Raw genomic sequence first — 16,691 nt, 5'->3', positions numbered from 1 at the left:
GAACCTACAAAATCATACAAAAACCTACAAGTTTGTCACAAAAAATTCGAATTTTTTTCTTATAATATTCATTGACACTTTTTATAAAAAAGAAATAAAATAACCTTGATAAAACATCAGATTATTTCGTATAATCTAAAAGATATACGTATTCAAAATAAATGGAGATGAAAAGGAGTGGATGTTATGAAAAATCACGTGAAAAAGTTCATCATATCTATTTCTTTTCTATTTCATTTTCTTACGAAGGAACAAAGGCATTCGCCTTTGTTCCTTTTTTATTGCAATCTATATAGGGGGAATTGTTATGAAGCCATATAAACGTGTCTTAATTAAATTAAGCGGCGGAGCACTTGCCGATCAATCGGGAAATAGCTTTAACTCCAAACGATTAGAACATATTGCAAATGAAATTTTATCGATTGTTGATTTAGGTATCGAGGTCTCCATCGTCATTGGCGGCGGTAACATTTTTAGAGGCCATCTAGCTGAGGAATGGGGAATTGACCGTGTAGAAGCTGATAATATTGGTACTTTAGGTACAATAATTAACAGCTTAATGCTACGCGGCGTTTTAACAAGTAAAACAAATAAAGAAGTACGCGTTATGACATCCATCCCGTTTAATGCTGTAGCCGAACCTTATATTCGCCTCAGAGCAGTACATCATTTAGATAACGGTTATGTCGTCATTTTCGGTGGTGGTAACGGGCAACCATTCGTTACAACAGATTATCCAAGTGTACAAAGAGCCATTGAAATGAATAGTGACGCCATTTTAGTCGCAAAACAAGGGGTAGATGGTGTCTTTACCAGTGATCCAAAATATGATAAATCAGCGAAAATGTATAAAAAACTGAACTATAACGATGTTGTTAGGCAAAACATACAAGTAATGGATCAAGCGGCTTTATTACTTGCTCGGGACTACAATTTGCCGGCACATGTATTTAACTTTGATGAGCCTGGAGTAATGAAGAAAATATGTTTAGGAGAACATGTAGGGACATTGATTAATGATGATGCTTCGATGCTTGTGCATGAATAATAATTTTTCCCATCAACAAAAGGGTGTCTTTTGTAGACACCCTTTCCTCATTAATCATCATAAATAAAAATCAACCCACCCAACTACTTTCTCCTTACAACGCTCCCAGAAAGATAAGTTGTCAAAAAATGTTTCTGTCATCTCTTTCGAATCATCAATGTCTTGCGTTAACGCCTCATTCACTTGCGCTATGATAGGTCCACCGTGAATATACAAATTCATCTCATCATTTATATAGAAGCTACGTGCAGTAAAGTTTGTTGTACCGATAACAGTTAATTCATTATCAATCAGCATTAACTTTCCATGAAACATCCCTTTTTTATAGCCATACACAGTAATCCCGTTTTTAACAGCTTGACGTATATAAGGATATGCCGCCTCTTTAATAAGAGGAATATCCGGTTTATATGACCAAAGTATTTTTACTGTAACACCACGCTTTTGCGCTCCAATTAAAGCATTCATTAATGCTTTATTTTTCGCTATAAAATAAGGCGTTGTAATGACAACCGAATGCTTCGCTTGTTTTATTAACGCTATATATTTTTGAGCAACATAATGCCCGTTATAACTTGTCATAGTATGTAGCGTATTTCCTTTGCTAGCCTTATTCGTACTCCTTTTTATATCTTCTTTCGTATCTCGTTTCCAATCTAAAGCAAACTGCTCTTCTAAATCTTTCGCTCCTTCTCCTTTTATTCGCACATGATAATCACGCCAATATCCAAAACGCTTATCTTTCCCTAAATATTCATCTCCCATATTAAATCCACCCGTATAACCAATTTCCCCATCGATTGTTGTAATCCGGCGATGATTCCGATGATGAAGAGAATAAAATCCGAATGGCAATTCAGGTTTTCTACTATATGTAAAATGTACACCACTTTTCCGCAATTCATTTTTCATCTTTCTTTCAAAAGACAAATCATTAATTAAATCAACCGATAAATATACGTTTACTCCTTCTTTCGCTTTCTTTTTTAATAAGTTTAAAAATGTATGACTACTTTTGTTATCCGAAAGAATATAAAAATAAATATAAATGAATTGTTTTGCTTCCTTTATATCAGTAAACAACTGTTTATAAAACGACTTCCCTTCTACATATAATTGAAAATCACTATAATGAGACGCATACTCTGTCGGCATGTTTTTCCCAGCTTCCATCTTCCTTCCAAGAGTAACATCAATATGCATCCAAATTAACATAAAAACTAAAATAGCAATAATAATAGAAGTAACTCGCAATATCTTTTTAATCATTTTGATTTCCTTCCGCTCATATTACTTACTATTTCGTAGTGTTTCATTAATTTTTTTTTTCATACGAAATGTCTTTCTTACTTTTTATGGGCTGTTAAAAAGTTAAAGGAGAGAAGCATATGAAAAGAGGAAAAACTCCTATTATTTTTATCCCAGGTCTTTTCGGTTCAATGAGTAATATTATTATTCCTGGTACCGGTAATTGGAACTTTGGGCTTTCTGCGTTTGTTTATGAGCCATTCATCATGATGTTAGAAAGTATCGGATATAAACGAAATCAAAACTTGTTTATCTGTTTTTATGACTGGCGTCAGCGTATTGTTTTTTCTACTCAAAAATACTTATTAAAAACGATTGCTTATGTTAAAGAATTTACAGGTTGCGATAAACTAAATTTAGTTTGTCATAGTTTGGGCGGACTTCTTGCACGTTCTTACGTTCAAAGTGAAGAATATGAAAATGATGTGGAGCAGCTTATTATACTCTGTACACCAAGCGCTGGATCTCCTCCCAATTATAGTTATTGGACTGGAGGTAGTCTCCCTGTCCATGCCTCTTCTAAAATAAATCTCGTTCATTCCTATATGGAACAGTACGTACACTACTTAAGTACCTTGTATAAAATGAATCCAGTCGAAGCGATCCACCTTTACTTTCCAGGATTACAAGATGTTATTCCTTGTAAAGATTACGGAAATTATTTATTTATAAGATCCGGCTCTTCTATTACATTTCTTCCTTATAGTAAGATGCAAACGAAAAACCCCTTCCTCGATACATTAAATGAAAATAGATTTGTTATAGAGAAAAGAAATATTGAAACTACACTCATTGCAGGAGATGGAGTGGAAACAATTCAATATTTACAAATCGTCCCTTCACATTCAAAACTGGAATGGTCAGACGGAAAAGTCGTCGGTGACATACTTACAAAACATGGTGACGGTAACGCTGTTCTACATAGCGTTTTTCTTTTAGTTGGCAATAAATATGTTGTGTGTGGTTCACATAATGAGGTTTTATACAAAAGTTTACCTATATTACAAAGGATACTTTAAATTGCGAGTACAAAAAAAGGTGTGGCATTACGCCACACCTTTTTTCATTAAACAAAATTCCTCGCATCATTATTTCTTCCAAACTTATAAATAGCAATTAAGAAGAATGCTATCGCAAAGGCGAATAAGATTAAAATATTTAAATACAAATCTGAAAACGGAATTCCTTGCTGTAATTTCGTAATCGTGTCCATTAGCCAGCGTTGCGGTAAAAAATTAGCTATTTTTTGTACCGTTTTCGGCATGATATCATATGGGAAATAGCATCCCGCTAATAAACATGTCGGTACAATGACGACATTTTGCATCGCATTTGAAGCAGTTGAATTTTTCGCAAAAGACACAATTACTAAAGACAAACCAATTGCGATTAAAGCAAATATCATGAGTACACCAATCATCACTGTGAAAGGCATATTTATATTTGTATGAAAAACATACTTCATAAATAATACGGCAATTACAATTTGCACTGTTAGTATAATCATATTCACCGCGACATTAGATAATATAAATTTCTTTCCATCTATCGGTGTCGATAATAATCTAAAATACGTTCTGTTCTCTTTTTCTTTTAAAATAATTCCAGATAAATTCGCTGCCGAAAATAGCATAAACATGATAAGATAACCAATCGTTTGATTTGTCATATCCTTATTTTTCGAAGTATCTTCAAGTGTCTCTGCTTTTACTTTAAATGAACCTTTTTGATAACCAGCGTACATACTATCAAACGTACTTTGATCCGCCCCTGCCACTTTACTAATCGCAGTGATATTATCAACATAGTTATATAAATATGATTTTATAAATACTGTTACTTGATCACCTTTAATCGATGAAACTTCAATATGACTCGGTTTCCCTGCTCGAACACTTTCGGAAAAACCAGACTGTAATGTAACAACACCATCAAGTTTTTTTGAAGTGAGTTTATCTTCCACTTCAGATTCCTTAATTTTACTAACATTTACATGATTGAGTCCTTCTAAAAATTTCACTGTATCATTTGCGATAGGCTGATTTTCTTTATTTACAACCCCAATATTTAACGTTCCTTGCCCTACATTCCCATATATTGAAAAAGAAATGAGTGTTCCTATTATCGGCAAACTTACAATAAGTAATAATCCTTTTTTATTTTTTAAAAGCGCAGCTAATGTTTTTCGTATGAGCCATAAAATATCCTTCATATTACAGCCCCTCCCGTCTACGTAATGCGATAATCGCAATTAATAAAAAGATTGCTGAAATTCCAAGATTTAAAGAAATAACCGGCAGTGCTGCTCCTATGTCATTTGCATAAATAATTTTCATAATGGCTGTATTGGCCCACGTTAATGGCGATAAATTCGTAACGACATTTTCTTCCACCACGAAATAAGCACCGCCAAAAATAGAAGCTAATTGCACAACAACCATAATAATTGCTCTAGATGCCTCACCTGTTTTTGTAATATATCCGATTCCTAAACCGAAGCTAATTGCTAGAAAGACTTCTGTTAGTAAAATAATAAATATGATTCCAAGATGGTCGCCCCAATTCGCTTGAAAAACAAATTTACTAAATAAAACGACGAGTAATAGACAAAGTGCATTTGCTACAAGACTACCGAGCACTTTCCCAATGAAAATTTCAGCCTTACTTATAGGTGCTGCAATTAAACGATCTCCTGTTTTACGTATTCGTTCTCCTCGAATTAAAAAACTCGCCCCCATTGCAGCATACAGTGCAATCATTGTCGTCATTACAACCGCATAGTAATCCATAGAACCTGGTTTTTTAGCAGCTTGTAAAGATGTTTCTTTAATATAATCATTATGATTTCCATTTGAAATAACTGTGCTAACCTTACTTGGATCTACTTTTGCAACTTCTGCCGCTACATTGTACTTATCAACAAATGTCGTAAGCATTCCTTCAACAATACTTCCTTCAATACTACTTCTGTCGCTTCCATAAAATTTCGCACCATCTTTATTCAATTCTACATATGCAGCATATTTATTTTGCTTCACTTCTTCTTTCCCATCTATACCTTCGGAAGCTTTTTTAAAATGGATACCCGATTTATCGACCTCTTTCGTAAATGCTTCAAATGATTGAGAAAACGTGCTTCCCGCTTCATCTTTGTATAGCACTTGTATATCTTTAATCGAATGACTATCGCTATTAAATGCGTTACTTAACGCTGTTCCTAATACAAGCATAAGCACAATCGGAAATGCTAACATAAAAACTAAAGTTCTTACGTCCCTGAAATCTCTTTTAATGTGCATCACTGCAATATTAAAGATGTTCAATTGATGAACCTCCCTTTACTTTTTCTTCATTTACCTTTTATTTATCTCGTAAGTTTCTTCCGGTCAATGTAAGGAATACTGTTTCTAAATTCGGAGCCTGCTCCTCTAACGAGCGAATTTCAATGTCATGATTAATAAAGTGTTGAATAATTTTATTTAAATTATTTAATCCTGCATCAGAATTTACTTTAATTACGTTCTCTTCAATTTGAACAGCTTTCACACCGTTTATCTCTTTTAATTTTTCAACGTCTAGATTTTCTACTGACTTCACTTCAATCCAAATGTCTTTCGTATCAGTAATAATCGCTTTTAATTGTTCTTTCGTGCCTTCTGCAATTACTTTACCGTGATCTACAATTGCTATTTTCGTACAAATCTCTTCTACTTCTTCCATGTAGTGACTTGTATAAATAATCGTACTTCCCATTTCATTTAATTTTCGGACAGACTGGAGAATATAGTTTCTTGACTGCGGATCAATTCCAACTGTCGGTTCATCCATAATAATTAACTTCGGTCTATGAGCGATTGCACAAGCGATATTCAGCCTTCTTTTCATCCCGCCAGAAAAGTTTTTCGGGTAGCTTTTATGTTTATCACTAAGCCCTACAAATTGAAGTGCTTCCTCTACTCTCGCTTTTAGTTCAGCTCCTCTTAGTCCGTACAATCCGGCAAAGAATTTCACATTTTCATAGGCGGTTAGCTCTTCATATATTGCTATATCCTGCGGAACAATACCGATGTTCATCTTCGCAAATCGATTATGTTTCTTTATATTTTTTCCTAGTATGCTGATTTCACCTTCATTACTTCTTAACAATCCAGCAATCATATTTATCGTTGTACTCTTACCAGCACCGTTCGATCCTAAAAATCCAAATATTTCTCCTTCTTTAATAGATAAAGACATATTATCTACCGCGATGAAATCACCAAATTTTTTCGTTAAATTTTTAATTTCTAATGTGTTCATCATTTCACCCCTATTTCGGTTTCTCTGCTGTTATCCCGCATTAACGGTCAGTAAGACTCCCACCTCAAAATTCAGCTGGTGCAAAGAAGTTAGGTGGGAGATCAACTGCCCGTAAAAATGCCCGATTGGTTCAACTAACAATCAGCGTGGAAAAACAAAACCCCCACTGATTGAAGTTTCACTTTATTATAAACAAAAAGAATGAACCTGCTCAGTGCAGAAGTTCATTCTTTTCACATGAGATTATTCACTTTTTTCATATGAGATAATTCATCCTCATCACGACTTACTAAATTGGCAACAACATTGTTACTGAAAAACCACTTATTCCATCTACAATAATTTTCCCATTTACAGACGCTGTTCTCTCCTCCATCCCCATAATGCCGAGGCCTTTTTTAACAAGAGCTGCACCTTTTCCATTATCCTTCACTTGCACTTTGATCATCTTATTAAGTACATGAATATCTATTGAAATGACTGTCGCATCAGCGTATTTCATCGTATTTGTTAACGCCTCTGTAACATTTTCACCGATAATCTTCCACTGAATTGGAGAGATCATATCTAAGTTACCTTTATATATGAAAGGAATGTTTACATCATGCTTACCGGCAAATTCCTCTATGAATAATTTCATACGGTGAATGCCAATTTGCTCTGTTGGTGGCTTCATATTTTTTAATGTAATCCGAATGCTTTCAATTCCATCTTTCGAAATATGAATTGCATTTTGTAATAACTCCGTGGATTTTACTTTATCTATTTCCATCAATCTCTTCGCTGCTTCCATTTGAATAAGCGCACCCGTCATCGAGTGACCAATTTTATCATGAATTTCTTGTGATAACCGATTTCTCTCTTCTAACTTAAATGTGTACTCCGATTGCCTTATGTACTCTTTATTTTCATGTAAGCTTTTTGTAAGTCGTTGCATATCTTTTCGCATCTTATCATTTTGTGATTCAAGCTTTAATACACGAGCGATGTAGCGATCTGCCATAGTTAAAACGAGAAAAGAAAATGTAACAATTAATCCATATGTCATTTGAATACTTTCATTTGTAAAAGTAATAGGAAGCATCATAATGAAAAAGAGCTGCCATTTCCTCTCGATATAATTTGATGTAATTTCGTATAAGTTCAAAGGTAAAAACAAAATAAAAAATGGATGCACCTTCCATGTAAATAAAATTACTACACCAATTGACACGCAAATTAAAACCCTTTTATACGTATCGTTTTTTAATATAGAGATCATTACGTTTACAGAAAGATATATAAGTAGCGTAAATATAACCCATGGTAAGTTTGCAACATTTGAGTGAATGTAACTAAACACAATATATATAAATACAATTAATTTACTTACAGTTAACCAAAATTCCATAACATTAATCTACTTTCCCTGTTAAGTAATAAATCGCAATTTGCGTGCGATGTTCTAGTCCAGTTTTCCCTAAAACTGATGTAATATAATTTGCAATCGTTCCTTCAGATATGAAAAGCTGCTTCGAAATTTCTTTATTTGAGAAACCTTTCGCAATTAATGCGATAATACTAAGCTCTCTTTCTGTAAAAAGACTCTTATCAATTTTAGATTCTTCCTCTTTACTTTCCATTAAATTAGACTTAATTTTATCAAGCACTACATCTTGCATAACAGTTTGACCGTTATAAACTCCTTTTATCGCATCACGAATACGCTCCGGATCATTATTTTTTAATAAATAACCTTTCGCTCCGTTTTTTACTGCGTCCAAAATATATTCATCATCATCAAATGTCGTTAAAATAAGCGGTTTCGTTTTCGTCTCTTCACAAATTAACTTCGTCGCCTCTACCCCGTTCATGTTTGGCATACGAACATCTAAAAGGGCAATATCAACTTCATGCTTTTTACAATACGCTACAGCCTCTTTTCCATCATTTACAGTATCTAACACTTCGAATTCTTCGTATGTATTTAAAATAATTTTCATGCCTTCTCTAATAAAAGAATTATCATCGGCTATTAATATTTTAATTTTCATGTTTGTTAGTATGGCCCTTCCCCTACTAACATTCACATCCTTTCTCTGTGTAACATTTCCTTCTTGCTCATTATATACTTCTCTTTACCATTTTTTCACACCTTTTTCATATAGCCCTCCTGCGAAAAATATATTATTCTTTTTTTACAACATGTGTAGGGTGACTTATCGTTTCTTACGTCTATATAATAGAATGCGTCAAAAAGGAGGGAGAAAGCGATTGAGGAAAAACAATTAATTGAAAAAGCACAACAAGGAAGTGAACATGCTTTTCGTATCCTTGTACAAACATATCGTCATTATATTTTCCAAGTTATCTTTTCTATTTTAAGACATGAAGAAGATGCTAAAGATGTTACACAAGAAGTATTCGTAAAAATTCACACCTCTCTCCCTAATTATCAATTTCGCGGATTAAAAACGTGGATGGCACGTATTGCTACCAATCACGCTATTGATTATAAGAGGAAAAAAGCTAGAGAAAACGAAGAACTCTCCTTATGTAAAAAAACTGAAGAAAATATAAAATCCTCTCATAATATTGAGGCTTTATTATTGACGAAAGAGCAAAAATTACTCATTGCTCAAAAGCTAAGAGAACTACCCGAAAATTACCGTGACGTCGTTCTCGCACATTACTTAGAAGAAAAAAGCTATCAAGAAATTGCTTTGCAGGAAAATATCGAAGTGAAGACAGTCGAAATGAAACTGTATCGCGCAAGAAAATGGATTAAAAAACATTGGAAGGAGGAAGAGTTTTTATGATGCATTACTCAAAAGAAGATTGGTGCAATTATACATTAGACATTATATCAGGTAATGAACGTGAATCTATGGAAGAGCATCTTTATGAATGTGATCATTGTTTAGCAATTTATATGGAAAGTATTGATGAACAAAATGAAAACCTTCCAATGATAAATGATGATTCATTTACAAACGAAGTTATGACGCAATTGAATTTTGAAACGTTACAATCTAATGAAACTATGAAATCAAACCAGCTAAAGCGCACGATCATTCATTACATAATTGCGACTGCGGCTACAATCATTTTTATGGTAAGTGGTTTATTCAATTATATTTTCACAGCGACATCTAATTTCGAGAAATCTTCAAAACACAATGAGACTTCCATCTCACAACAAATAGTAAACAAAGCAGTGGACACATCAAAAAAGGACGGAGGTTTAAAGCATGAATAAAAATCCCTTTTTAGCACTTGTATTAGGGCTAATTCCTGGGCTTGGACATTTATATTTAAAGAAGATTGGACGTTTTGTTCTATATAGCGGAGGGGCTTTATTTCTATTTATCTTTGCAGCATTTTGTACAATAGCATTAGGAGAGCGCAATATTGCTTTTCTTTCTCTATTTTTACTAACAGTGTTATGGGTGATCAACTTACTAGATTTAGTTATCACTATAATAAATCAATCGAAAAAACAAGCATCCGGACAATTTACAGAGTCCTCTAAAGAGAGCGAACGATTTTATATCATTCTCTTATCCATCATCCCTGGACTTGGCCATTTTCAATTAGGACTTATGCAACGTGGTCTTACATTTTTAGTAGCTTGTACAGGGATAGGAAGTATGATTATATTCGTTGCACTCTTAACATCTCAAGGAAGTTTCCTTATCTTTCTCGTTATACTACCTGTTTTATGGATTTATAATTTCTTCGACGTTGTTCAACAACTACAGAAAAAAGAACGCGGCGAGCAATTAGTTGATCGTACTATTTTCGAAGAATTTGAAGAGCACCGTGAACAAGGAAAGAAAAGTAAAACATTTGCTTCTATTTTAGCAATGTTTCCTGGAGCAGGACATATGTATTTAGGCTTACAACGTCGTGGCCTTCAGCTTATGGCAGCCTTTTTACTATCTATTTATTTACTTGATCTATTAAGACTTTCTGCGTTTTTATTTTTAGTACCAATCATTTGGTTTTATAGCTTTTTTGACACGTTACAGCAAACAGCAAAATACGGAAAAGAACGCGTAAATGACGAACCTATCATCGATTATTTTATAAATCATCAAAGATGGATCAGCATTGGGTTAATTGCATTAGGTGGTTATTATTTATTAGATCAAACGCTCCTTCCTATTTTGGACGATTATTTTGCAACTATATTTAACATTCATCTTAGCGAACTGTATTATCGCTATTTCCAAACATCTGTCGTTGCGCTCCTCTTAATTGGTGGCGGCTTTAAATTATTACTTGGAAATAAAGAAAACAAAGGTGGGACAAACGAATGAGGACTTGGCGTGTTGGAACCATCTCAATGGGGATTTCCATTATTTTATTAGGTTGCTTTTTACTATTTTCAGTCGTAAAAGGAGTTCAAGCATTAGATACATTGACAGCATGGTGGCCTGTTTTACTTATCATACTTGGCGCTGAAATTTTACTATACCTTCTATTTTCTAAGAAGGAACAATCATTTATTAAATATGATATTTTTAGTATTTTCTTTATCGGAGTTTTAGGAAGTGTTGGAATTGCTTTTTACTGTTTATTATCAACTGGATTACTAGAAGAAGTTCGTCATTCTATTAACACAACTAGGCAAACGAGTAATATTCCAGACGGACAACTTGATATACCTGAATCTATCAAAAAAATCGTAGTGGATGCGGGGCATCACCCTCTAACAATAGAGGGAAACAACACAAATCAAGTTCATCTTCTTGGAACATATGAAATGACGACGAAAGCAAATGAAAAACTCAATTTAAAACGAGAGGATTTCCTTTCAGTTCAAACAGCTGGAGAAACGATGTATATAACTTTAAAATCATTACCGGTTCAGCATACGTTATTTAACTCAGCACCACAGGTGAAACAAACACTCGTTCTTCCGCAAAATAAAAATGTAGAGATTCGCGCTTCAAATAACGAACTATCTCTTTATCCAGGTCAATTACAAAATAATTGGTTTGTACAAGAAAGTTCAAATGTATCTGTTCATTTAGCAAAAGAAAGTGATGTATCTTTAATCGCCATAACAAACAAAAAAGAAACTCACGGAAACACACCTTGGGAACAAGTAGAAGATTTAACGAAAAAAGAAAATAATTCTTCAGAAGAAAATCCAGAATTAAACGAGCAAGAACATTGGTATAAAAACTCGATAAAAACAGGAAATGGGACGTACAAGTTAAATATTGAGAAAGCTTATAATATAAATATGAGTGTTATCGAAAAATAAGAAACCTTCCACAATTGTGGAAGGTTTTTCTCATATAATCGCTTTTATTCCTTCTAAAACTAATCCAATCATAAAACCACAAACAGCCCCATTCACACGAATCCACTGCAAATCTTTACCAACATTATTTTCAATCATTTCGATTAATGTTTCATCATCTAACTTATCAAGGTTTTCTTGCACAAGCTTTCCAATTTTTGAATGATTTTTTTCAACAACATTAACAACTTGTTTTTGTAACCAATCTTCTATTTTTTGAACAGTCAGTTCGTCTTCTTTTATTTTATTCATTTGTGTTTGTAAGAATGGAACAACATATTTATCGGCAAATTCTTCATTTTTCACAAAGGTAACTGCCCTACTCTGTACTTGCTCTAGCATTTCCTTTATTTTGTCAGTAGCATTCCAGTTGGCAATCCATTTTTCTTTCCAATTCTCTAATTCCTGTAATAAAGATTCATTTTCTTTTACATTTATAATTTCTTGACGAATCTTCGCTAATATAAGTTGTCTTGTGCTATTATCAGCATCTTGCAAACTGTTAATATTGCTAATAATAAACTTCTGCAAAATGCCTCCAATTTTATCTTCATCTACAATATTCATAAATGATTTCAATGTAAACTGCAGGAATCCATCTACTTTTATGTTTTCCATCGCCTTCATGCCTAAGCTTCCGAGCTGATAACGTGCTTCATCTTGAGCTGTCCAATCTTTCACTTTTACTAATATGTAATCAAGTGTTTTTTCATCATATTCTTGCACTACTAATTGATCAACGAGAACTTGTAATATGTTACTTGTGTTAATTGTATGCAAATACGTTTTTAATTCTTTTTCAATTATAACTGCTAATTTTTCCGTATCTATTTGAAGAATCGCTTTCTCAGCAATTGTTACAATTCCTTTTTTCACAGCGTCAGACTGTAACTCTTTCTCAGCAATTTCCAGTACCATTTGTGCTAGCTGCATTTCTTTTACTTTACTTGTAATACTTTCTTTCGTCAGCCATTCATTTTCTAACGTAGAAACGAGCCCATTTGTTACCCGCTTACGATTTTTAGGTAATAATGCTGTATGCGGAATTGGGATTCCCAACGGATGACGGAATAAAGCTGTAACCGCAAACCAATCCGCAAGTCCACCAACTAACCCCGCTTCAAATCCCCCTTGAATAATCTCCCCAGCTACCGTTCCTTGAAAAGGGATCGAAGCCGCAAAACCTACGCCCATAACCCCAAGCGAAATACCCGCTATATATTTTGTCTGTAATGACATCGTATACACACATCCTCTTATTATGTAAAATAACGCTTTTTTATTATATTTAATCGATATGAATAATCCTTTATAACTATACTATAAAGAACTAATGTGAAAATAACAAAGATTTTTATGTACATGAAAAAATGAGGCTTTAAATCGCCTCATTCTTCCTTACTCTGCTTTCGTTAATTCCGAACCTTTTTTATAATAACCACTCATCACGTCTTCTGGAACCATACTTCCACCAGTTCCCCACACAATATGAGTACCATTCTTCACCTTTTCTGTTAGCTTATATTTTTGTAAATATTCATTTTCAGCTTTACATACATTCAACGGCCCTATCATACCCGCTAACGCAGAAGGCTCTAAATAAATATTTTCAGTATCCGCCAGGTCTTTTAATAATCTATACAACTCTTCATCACTTACTGTGTAATTTCCACTCAAAAATGGTTCCATCGTTTTACCGACAAATCCAGATGGTCTTCCTACCGCAAGTCCATCCGCATCAGTTACATTATCAATCCCGATATCTTGGACGGCAATTTTATCGTGAAGCCCCGTCATTAAACCGAGTAACATACACGGAGAGTGCGTAGGCTCAGCAAAGAAACAATGCACATTGTCTTTATACAATAACTTTAAGCCGAATGCTACTCCGCCAGGTCCGCCACCGACTCCGCACGGAAGATAAACGAATAAAGGGTGTTCTTCATCTACTACAATCTCTAACTCTTCTAATTGTTTTTGCAAACGTGATGCCGCTACTGCGTATCCTAAAAATAAATCATGTGAGTTTTCATCATCAACAAAATAACAGCTAGGATCTGCATCTGCTTGCAGTCTTCCTTCTTCTACTGCTTTACTATAATCCGCTTCATATTCAATAACATTTACACCTTTACTTCTTAATAAATCTTTTTTCCATTGTTTCGCATCTGCTGACATATGAACAGTTACATTAAATCCTAGTTTTGCACTCATAATCCCAATGCTCAGTCCTAAGTTTCCTGTCGAACCTACTGCAATTGAATACTTCGCGAAAAAAACTCTAAATCTATCACTATCTAAAATTGAATAATCATCTTTCTCTGTTAACATTCCATGCTGCCATGCTAATTGCTCTGCATGTTTCAACACTTCGTATATTCCGCCTCTTGCCTTTATTGATCCTGATATCGGAAGATGACTATCACACTTTAATAATAATTCTCCCCATATAGGTTGCTCGTAATTTTTCTCTAAAGATTGTTTCATAGAAGGTATTTTTACTAAAGGAGATTCTATAATTCCGCTCGTTTCTTTCGTTTCCGGAAAAACTTTCGCAATATATGGTGCGAAGCGCTTTAATCTCTCTTCCGCATCTTTTACATTTTCTTCATTAAGCGGCGAACCTTTTATTGCCGTTTCATACTTTTCTGTATTCGGATTCATCCAAAATACTTCTTCCGTTGCAATAAGGTTGTTTAATAGTGGGTATCGCTCTTTTAATGCCTCTATCCCCTTCATTTCTCTTCCTCCTCATATTCTTGTAGCTAGCCATATAATAAATTATAATTAAATTAATTTTAATATAGTTTAACATAAAATTCAGTTTCAGTTAATTTTAATTTAATTTACTTAAATATAATTTAATAATCATTAAGGAGCATTTATTATGGAAAATATAGATATCGGTAAAAAAATTGAAAAACAAAGAAAAGAAAAAGGATTAACTAGTAAAGAACTAGCAAAGATGGCCGAAATCACACCATCAATGCTTAGTCAAATTGAACATGGTTCTGCTAACCCTTCCATTCAAACATTAAAGGTACTCGCAAAAGCTCTTGACGTTCCAACATTTAGTTTTTTACTTGAAGAAACTAATACAGACGATTTAATCGTACGTTCTAATAAAAGAAAAAAAATGATTATCGATAATTTATCATATGAATTGTTATCACCTGATTTCACAGGAAATTTAGCAACAGCAATTATGACTATCCCACCGAATACTGCTTCATCAGAAAATGTTCTAGAACATAAAGGAGAAGAATTAGCATTTGTATTAGACGGGAAAATCACATTGCACTTAAATGAAGAAGAATACACATTAGAAACTGGTGATAGCGTAAAAATACCAGCTTATTTAAAACATAAATGGGTAAATCAATTCGAGAAAAATGCGATTGTTTTATTCTCTGTTACTCCGCCGATTTTTTAATTCATGTGATGATAAAAAAATAGCCATGCATGGATGCTCTCCGTACATGGCTATTTTTATTTTTTTGGTACTAATAAAATCCCTAAACTAATAACACAAAAACTGAGTATTTGCTGTATTGAAAGACCAAATAGAACTGAATTTTGTTCACTAATAAGCGAAATAATGATATGAGCAATTCCCTCGCAAATTAGAAAAACACTTATATTCTTTCCATTCCCTACTCTTTCATTTTTAATCCATAACGAGCCAATTATACCGAGTGCGAGTATAATCTCATACATGAAAATAGGATGATACAAAAATTTTGATTCATATATTTTCATCCCCCATGGGAGTGTCGTTTGTATACCTACTTCTTGATGGAATAGAAAATAAAAGATAATACTCACACACAATCCAAAGGGCAATGTATCAAGTAAAATTCGAAGAGAAAATTGCTCTTTTTTACTTTTCCAAACAATGTATATACTAGCCATAATAAAACCTACTATAATATGTTGAATACTTCCTACAGCTAATAATGCTTGCACCGGCGCCCCAATGGCCCATACTGGATTTAAAATTTCCGGTGCGAATTTCCATACTAATACAATGATGAGAAGACCATTCGTTACTGCATCCATCATTTTTTCATATTGAATATTTTGCTTTTTCATCCTTAGTTTCATCAGAGTAAATCCAAATAGACTTCCTATTATAAGAGAAACGGGTTGTAACCTCACCATCCACTCCATCACTATGAAATCCCCTCTTAATTCTCAATTATTTTCTTAAACTTCTCTTCTAATTGATCTGGAGGTAATACACCTCGTGCCTGATCTACAATAATTCCATCTTTATTAACAAAAAATGTCGTTGGTAAAGAAAATACTTTATAATCTATTCCAGCTACTCCGTCCATATCTAATAGAACAGGAAATTTAAATCCATGGCGATCTGCGAATGCGCTCGCTTCTTGTACTGGATCCCCGATTGTTGCATTTACCGCAAAGATTTCAACATCCTTTTTATATTTATCATACAAACGAACTAGGTCAGGAGCCTCCATTTCACATGGGCCACACCATGATGCCCAAAAATTAATAACATATGGTTTTCCCTTTGCATCATTTAACGAATACAGCTTCCCGTCCAATCCTTTTAATGTTATGTTTGGTGCTTTAAATCCCACTTGTGGCAATACTTCTTTCTCTTGTAACTCCGCTTGTTTCGCTTTTCTTTCTTTTTCTTCTTTCTTTGTATTATAAAAATTAACCCCTGCCCAAATTAGTGCCCCGGCCAGTATAATAGCAATTAGTTTCTTCACT

General features: G+C 33.8%; 17 protein-coding genes. 7 read left to right on the top strand and 10 right to left on the bottom strand.

Annotation, left to right across the window (positions count from 1 at the left end):
* The first annotated feature begins 307 nt into the window (after window positions 1-307).
* Window positions 308-1,048: a UMP kinase gene (gene pyrH / locus MHI07_RS08465; RefSeq protein ID WP_016104472.1), complete on the top strand. Its 741-nt coding sequence runs from the start codon at window positions 308-310 to the stop codon at window positions 1,046-1,048.
* Between the two features lie 57 nt (window positions 1,049-1,105).
* Here pyrH and cls read toward each other — a convergent pair whose 3' ends face one another.
* Window positions 1,106-2,317, bottom strand: a complete 1,212-nt coding sequence (gene cls, locus MHI07_RS08460; RefSeq protein ID WP_340823064.1) for a cardiolipin synthase — start codon at window positions 2,315-2,317, stop codon at window positions 1,106-1,108.
* 119 nt (window positions 2,318-2,436) lie between these two features.
* Between cls and MHI07_RS08455 the strand changes: the two genes are divergently transcribed.
* Window positions 2,437-3,375: an esterase/lipase family protein gene (locus MHI07_RS08455; protein WP_340823062.1), complete on the top strand. Its 939-nt coding sequence runs from the start codon at window positions 2,437-2,439 to the stop codon at window positions 3,373-3,375.
* Between the two features lie 47 nt (window positions 3,376-3,422).
* On the opposite strand, the gene MHI07_RS08450 is transcribed toward MHI07_RS08455, so the two are convergent.
* The 5 genes from MHI07_RS08450 to MHI07_RS08430 all read right to left on the bottom strand — a co-directional run bounded on the left by MHI07_RS08450 (window position 3,423) and on the right by MHI07_RS08430 (window position 8,688).
* Window positions 3,423-4,568: an ABC transporter permease gene (locus tag MHI07_RS08450; protein WP_340823060.1), complete on the bottom strand. Its 1,146-nt coding sequence runs from the start codon at window positions 4,566-4,568 to the stop codon at window positions 3,423-3,425.
* Between the two features lies 1 nt (window position 4,569).
* Window positions 4,570-5,679 (bottom strand): ABC transporter permease, encoded by a 1,110-nt coding sequence (locus MHI07_RS08445; protein WP_340823059.1) that lies wholly within the window; start codon window positions 5,677-5,679, stop codon window positions 4,570-4,572.
* A gap of 37 nt (window positions 5,680-5,716) precedes the next feature.
* The gene (locus MHI07_RS08440; protein WP_002148977.1) at window positions 5,717-6,655 is read right to left on the bottom strand and encodes an ABC transporter ATP-binding protein; all 939 of its coding nucleotides are present in this window, start codon (window positions 6,653-6,655) and stop codon (window positions 5,717-5,719) included.
* 289 nt (window positions 6,656-6,944) lie between these two features.
* Entirely contained in the window at window positions 6,945-8,045 is a 1,101-nt protein-coding gene (locus MHI07_RS08435) for a sensor histidine kinase (RefSeq protein ID WP_340823057.1), read from the bottom strand.
* A 4-nt stretch (window positions 8,046-8,049) separates the two neighbouring features.
* Window positions 8,050-8,688 (bottom strand): response regulator transcription factor, encoded by a 639-nt coding sequence (locus tag MHI07_RS08430; RefSeq protein WP_002064723.1) that lies wholly within the window; start codon window positions 8,686-8,688, stop codon window positions 8,050-8,052.
* Between the two features lie 219 nt (window positions 8,689-8,907).
* On the opposite strand from MHI07_RS08430, the gene MHI07_RS08425 reads away from it, so the two are divergent.
* From MHI07_RS08425 to exsE, 4 genes are read left to right on the top strand one after another with little or no spacing between them, the layout of a single operon-like run.
* Window positions 8,908-9,453, top strand: a complete 546-nt coding sequence (locus MHI07_RS08425; protein WP_340826888.1) for an RNA polymerase sigma factor — start codon at window positions 8,908-8,910, stop codon at window positions 9,451-9,453.
* Entirely contained in the window at window positions 9,450-9,893 is a 444-nt protein-coding gene (locus MHI07_RS08420) for a hypothetical protein (RefSeq protein ID WP_283750027.1), read from the top strand. The genes MHI07_RS08425 and MHI07_RS08420 overlap by 4 nt, the downstream gene beginning before the upstream one ends.
* Entirely contained in the window at window positions 9,886-10,956 is a 1,071-nt protein-coding gene (locus tag MHI07_RS08415) for a hypothetical protein (protein WP_340823051.1), read from the top strand. Before MHI07_RS08420 ends, MHI07_RS08415 begins: the two co-directional genes overlap by 8 nt.
* Window positions 10,953-11,909 (top strand): exosporium protein ExsE, encoded by a 957-nt coding sequence (gene exsE, locus MHI07_RS08410; protein WP_340823048.1) that lies wholly within the window; start codon window positions 10,953-10,955, stop codon window positions 11,907-11,909. The genes MHI07_RS08415 and exsE overlap by 4 nt, the downstream gene beginning before the upstream one ends.
* A gap of 30 nt (window positions 11,910-11,939) precedes the next feature.
* Here exsE and MHI07_RS08405 read toward each other — a convergent pair whose 3' ends face one another.
* Together MHI07_RS08405 and MHI07_RS08400 are read right to left on the bottom strand one after the other, a co-directional pair.
* Window positions 11,940-13,187, bottom strand: a complete 1,248-nt coding sequence (locus MHI07_RS08405; protein ID WP_340823046.1) for a DUF445 domain-containing protein — start codon at window positions 13,185-13,187, stop codon at window positions 11,940-11,942.
* Between the two features lie 159 nt (window positions 13,188-13,346).
* A complete protein-coding gene (locus MHI07_RS08400; protein WP_340823043.1) occupies window positions 13,347-14,687 on the bottom strand; it encodes a D-serine ammonia-lyase in 1,341 nt (446 codons plus the stop codon).
* 148 nt (window positions 14,688-14,835) lie between these two features.
* Here MHI07_RS08400 and MHI07_RS08395 point away from each other — a divergent pair, with 148 nt between their 5' ends.
* Window positions 14,836-15,381 carry a helix-turn-helix domain-containing protein gene (locus tag MHI07_RS08395; RefSeq protein ID WP_002158420.1) on the top strand — a complete coding sequence of 182 codons (546 nt, stop codon included), beginning with the start codon at window positions 14,836-14,838 and terminating at the stop codon, window positions 15,379-15,381.
* A gap of 56 nt (window positions 15,382-15,437) precedes the next feature.
* On the opposite strand, the gene MHI07_RS08390 is transcribed toward MHI07_RS08395, so the two are convergent.
* Complete coding sequence (locus MHI07_RS08390; protein ID WP_340823039.1) at window positions 15,438-16,118, bottom strand: prolipoprotein diacylglyceryl transferase family protein; 681 nt, start codon at window positions 16,116-16,118, stop codon at window positions 15,438-15,440.
* 17 nt (window positions 16,119-16,135) lie between these two features.
* On the bottom strand, window positions 16,136-16,690 hold the full coding sequence (locus tag MHI07_RS08385; protein WP_088078266.1) for a TlpA family protein disulfide reductase: 555 nt from the start codon (window positions 16,688-16,690) through the stop codon (window positions 16,136-16,138).
* Between the last annotated feature and the right edge of the window lies 1 nt (window position 16,691).

The organism is Bacillus sp. FSL H8-0545, from assembly GCF_038006105.1.
Lineage (GTDB): Bacteria > Bacillota > Bacilli > Bacillales > Bacillaceae_G > Bacillus_A > Bacillus_A cereus_U.
This window is presented reverse-complemented; position numbering and strand designations above follow the sequence as displayed.

Excerpts from the sequence above, each read along its gene's own strand:
- MHI07_RS08440 (WP_002148977.1), bottom strand. The coding sequence starts at position 6,655 with ATGAACACATTAGAAATTAAAAATTTAACGAAAAAATTTGGTGATTTC.
- pyrH (WP_016104472.1), top strand. The coding sequence starts at position 308 with ATGAAGCCATATAAACGTGTCTTAATTAAATTAAGCGGCGGAGCACTT.
- exsE (WP_340823048.1), top strand. The coding sequence starts at position 10,953 with ATGAGGACTTGGCGTGTTGGAACCATCTCAATGGGGATTTCCATTATT.
- MHI07_RS08415 (WP_340823051.1), top strand. The coding sequence starts at position 9,886 with ATGAATAAAAATCCCTTTTTAGCACTTGTATTAGGGCTAATTCCTGGG.
- MHI07_RS08420 (WP_283750027.1), top strand. The coding sequence starts at position 9,450 with ATGATGCATTACTCAAAAGAAGATTGGTGCAATTATACATTAGACATT.
- MHI07_RS08395 (WP_002158420.1), top strand. The coding sequence starts at position 14,836 with ATGGAAAATATAGATATCGGTAAAAAAATTGAAAAACAAAGAAAAGAA.
- MHI07_RS08450 (WP_340823060.1), bottom strand. The coding sequence starts at position 4,568 with ATGAAGGATATTTTATGGCTCATACGAAAAACATTAGCTGCGCTTTTA.
- MHI07_RS08400 (WP_340823043.1), bottom strand. The coding sequence starts at position 14,687 with ATGAAGGGGATAGAGGCATTAAAAGAGCGATACCCACTATTAAACAAC.
- MHI07_RS08405 (WP_340823046.1), bottom strand. The coding sequence starts at position 13,187 with ATGTCATTACAGACAAAATATATAGCGGGTATTTCGCTTGGGGTTATG.
- cls (WP_340823064.1), bottom strand. The coding sequence starts at position 2,317 with ATGATTAAAAAGATATTGCGAGTTACTTCTATTATTATTGCTATTTTA.
- MHI07_RS08390 (WP_340823039.1), bottom strand. The coding sequence starts at position 16,118 with ATGGAGTGGATGGTGAGGTTACAACCCGTTTCTCTTATAATAGGAAGT.
- MHI07_RS08435 (WP_340823057.1), bottom strand. The coding sequence starts at position 8,045 with ATGGAATTTTGGTTAACTGTAAGTAAATTAATTGTATTTATATATATT.
- MHI07_RS08430 (WP_002064723.1), bottom strand. The coding sequence starts at position 8,688 with ATGAAAATTAAAATATTAATAGCCGATGATAATTCTTTTATTAGAGAA.
- MHI07_RS08455 (WP_340823062.1), top strand. The coding sequence starts at position 2,437 with ATGAAAAGAGGAAAAACTCCTATTATTTTTATCCCAGGTCTTTTCGGT.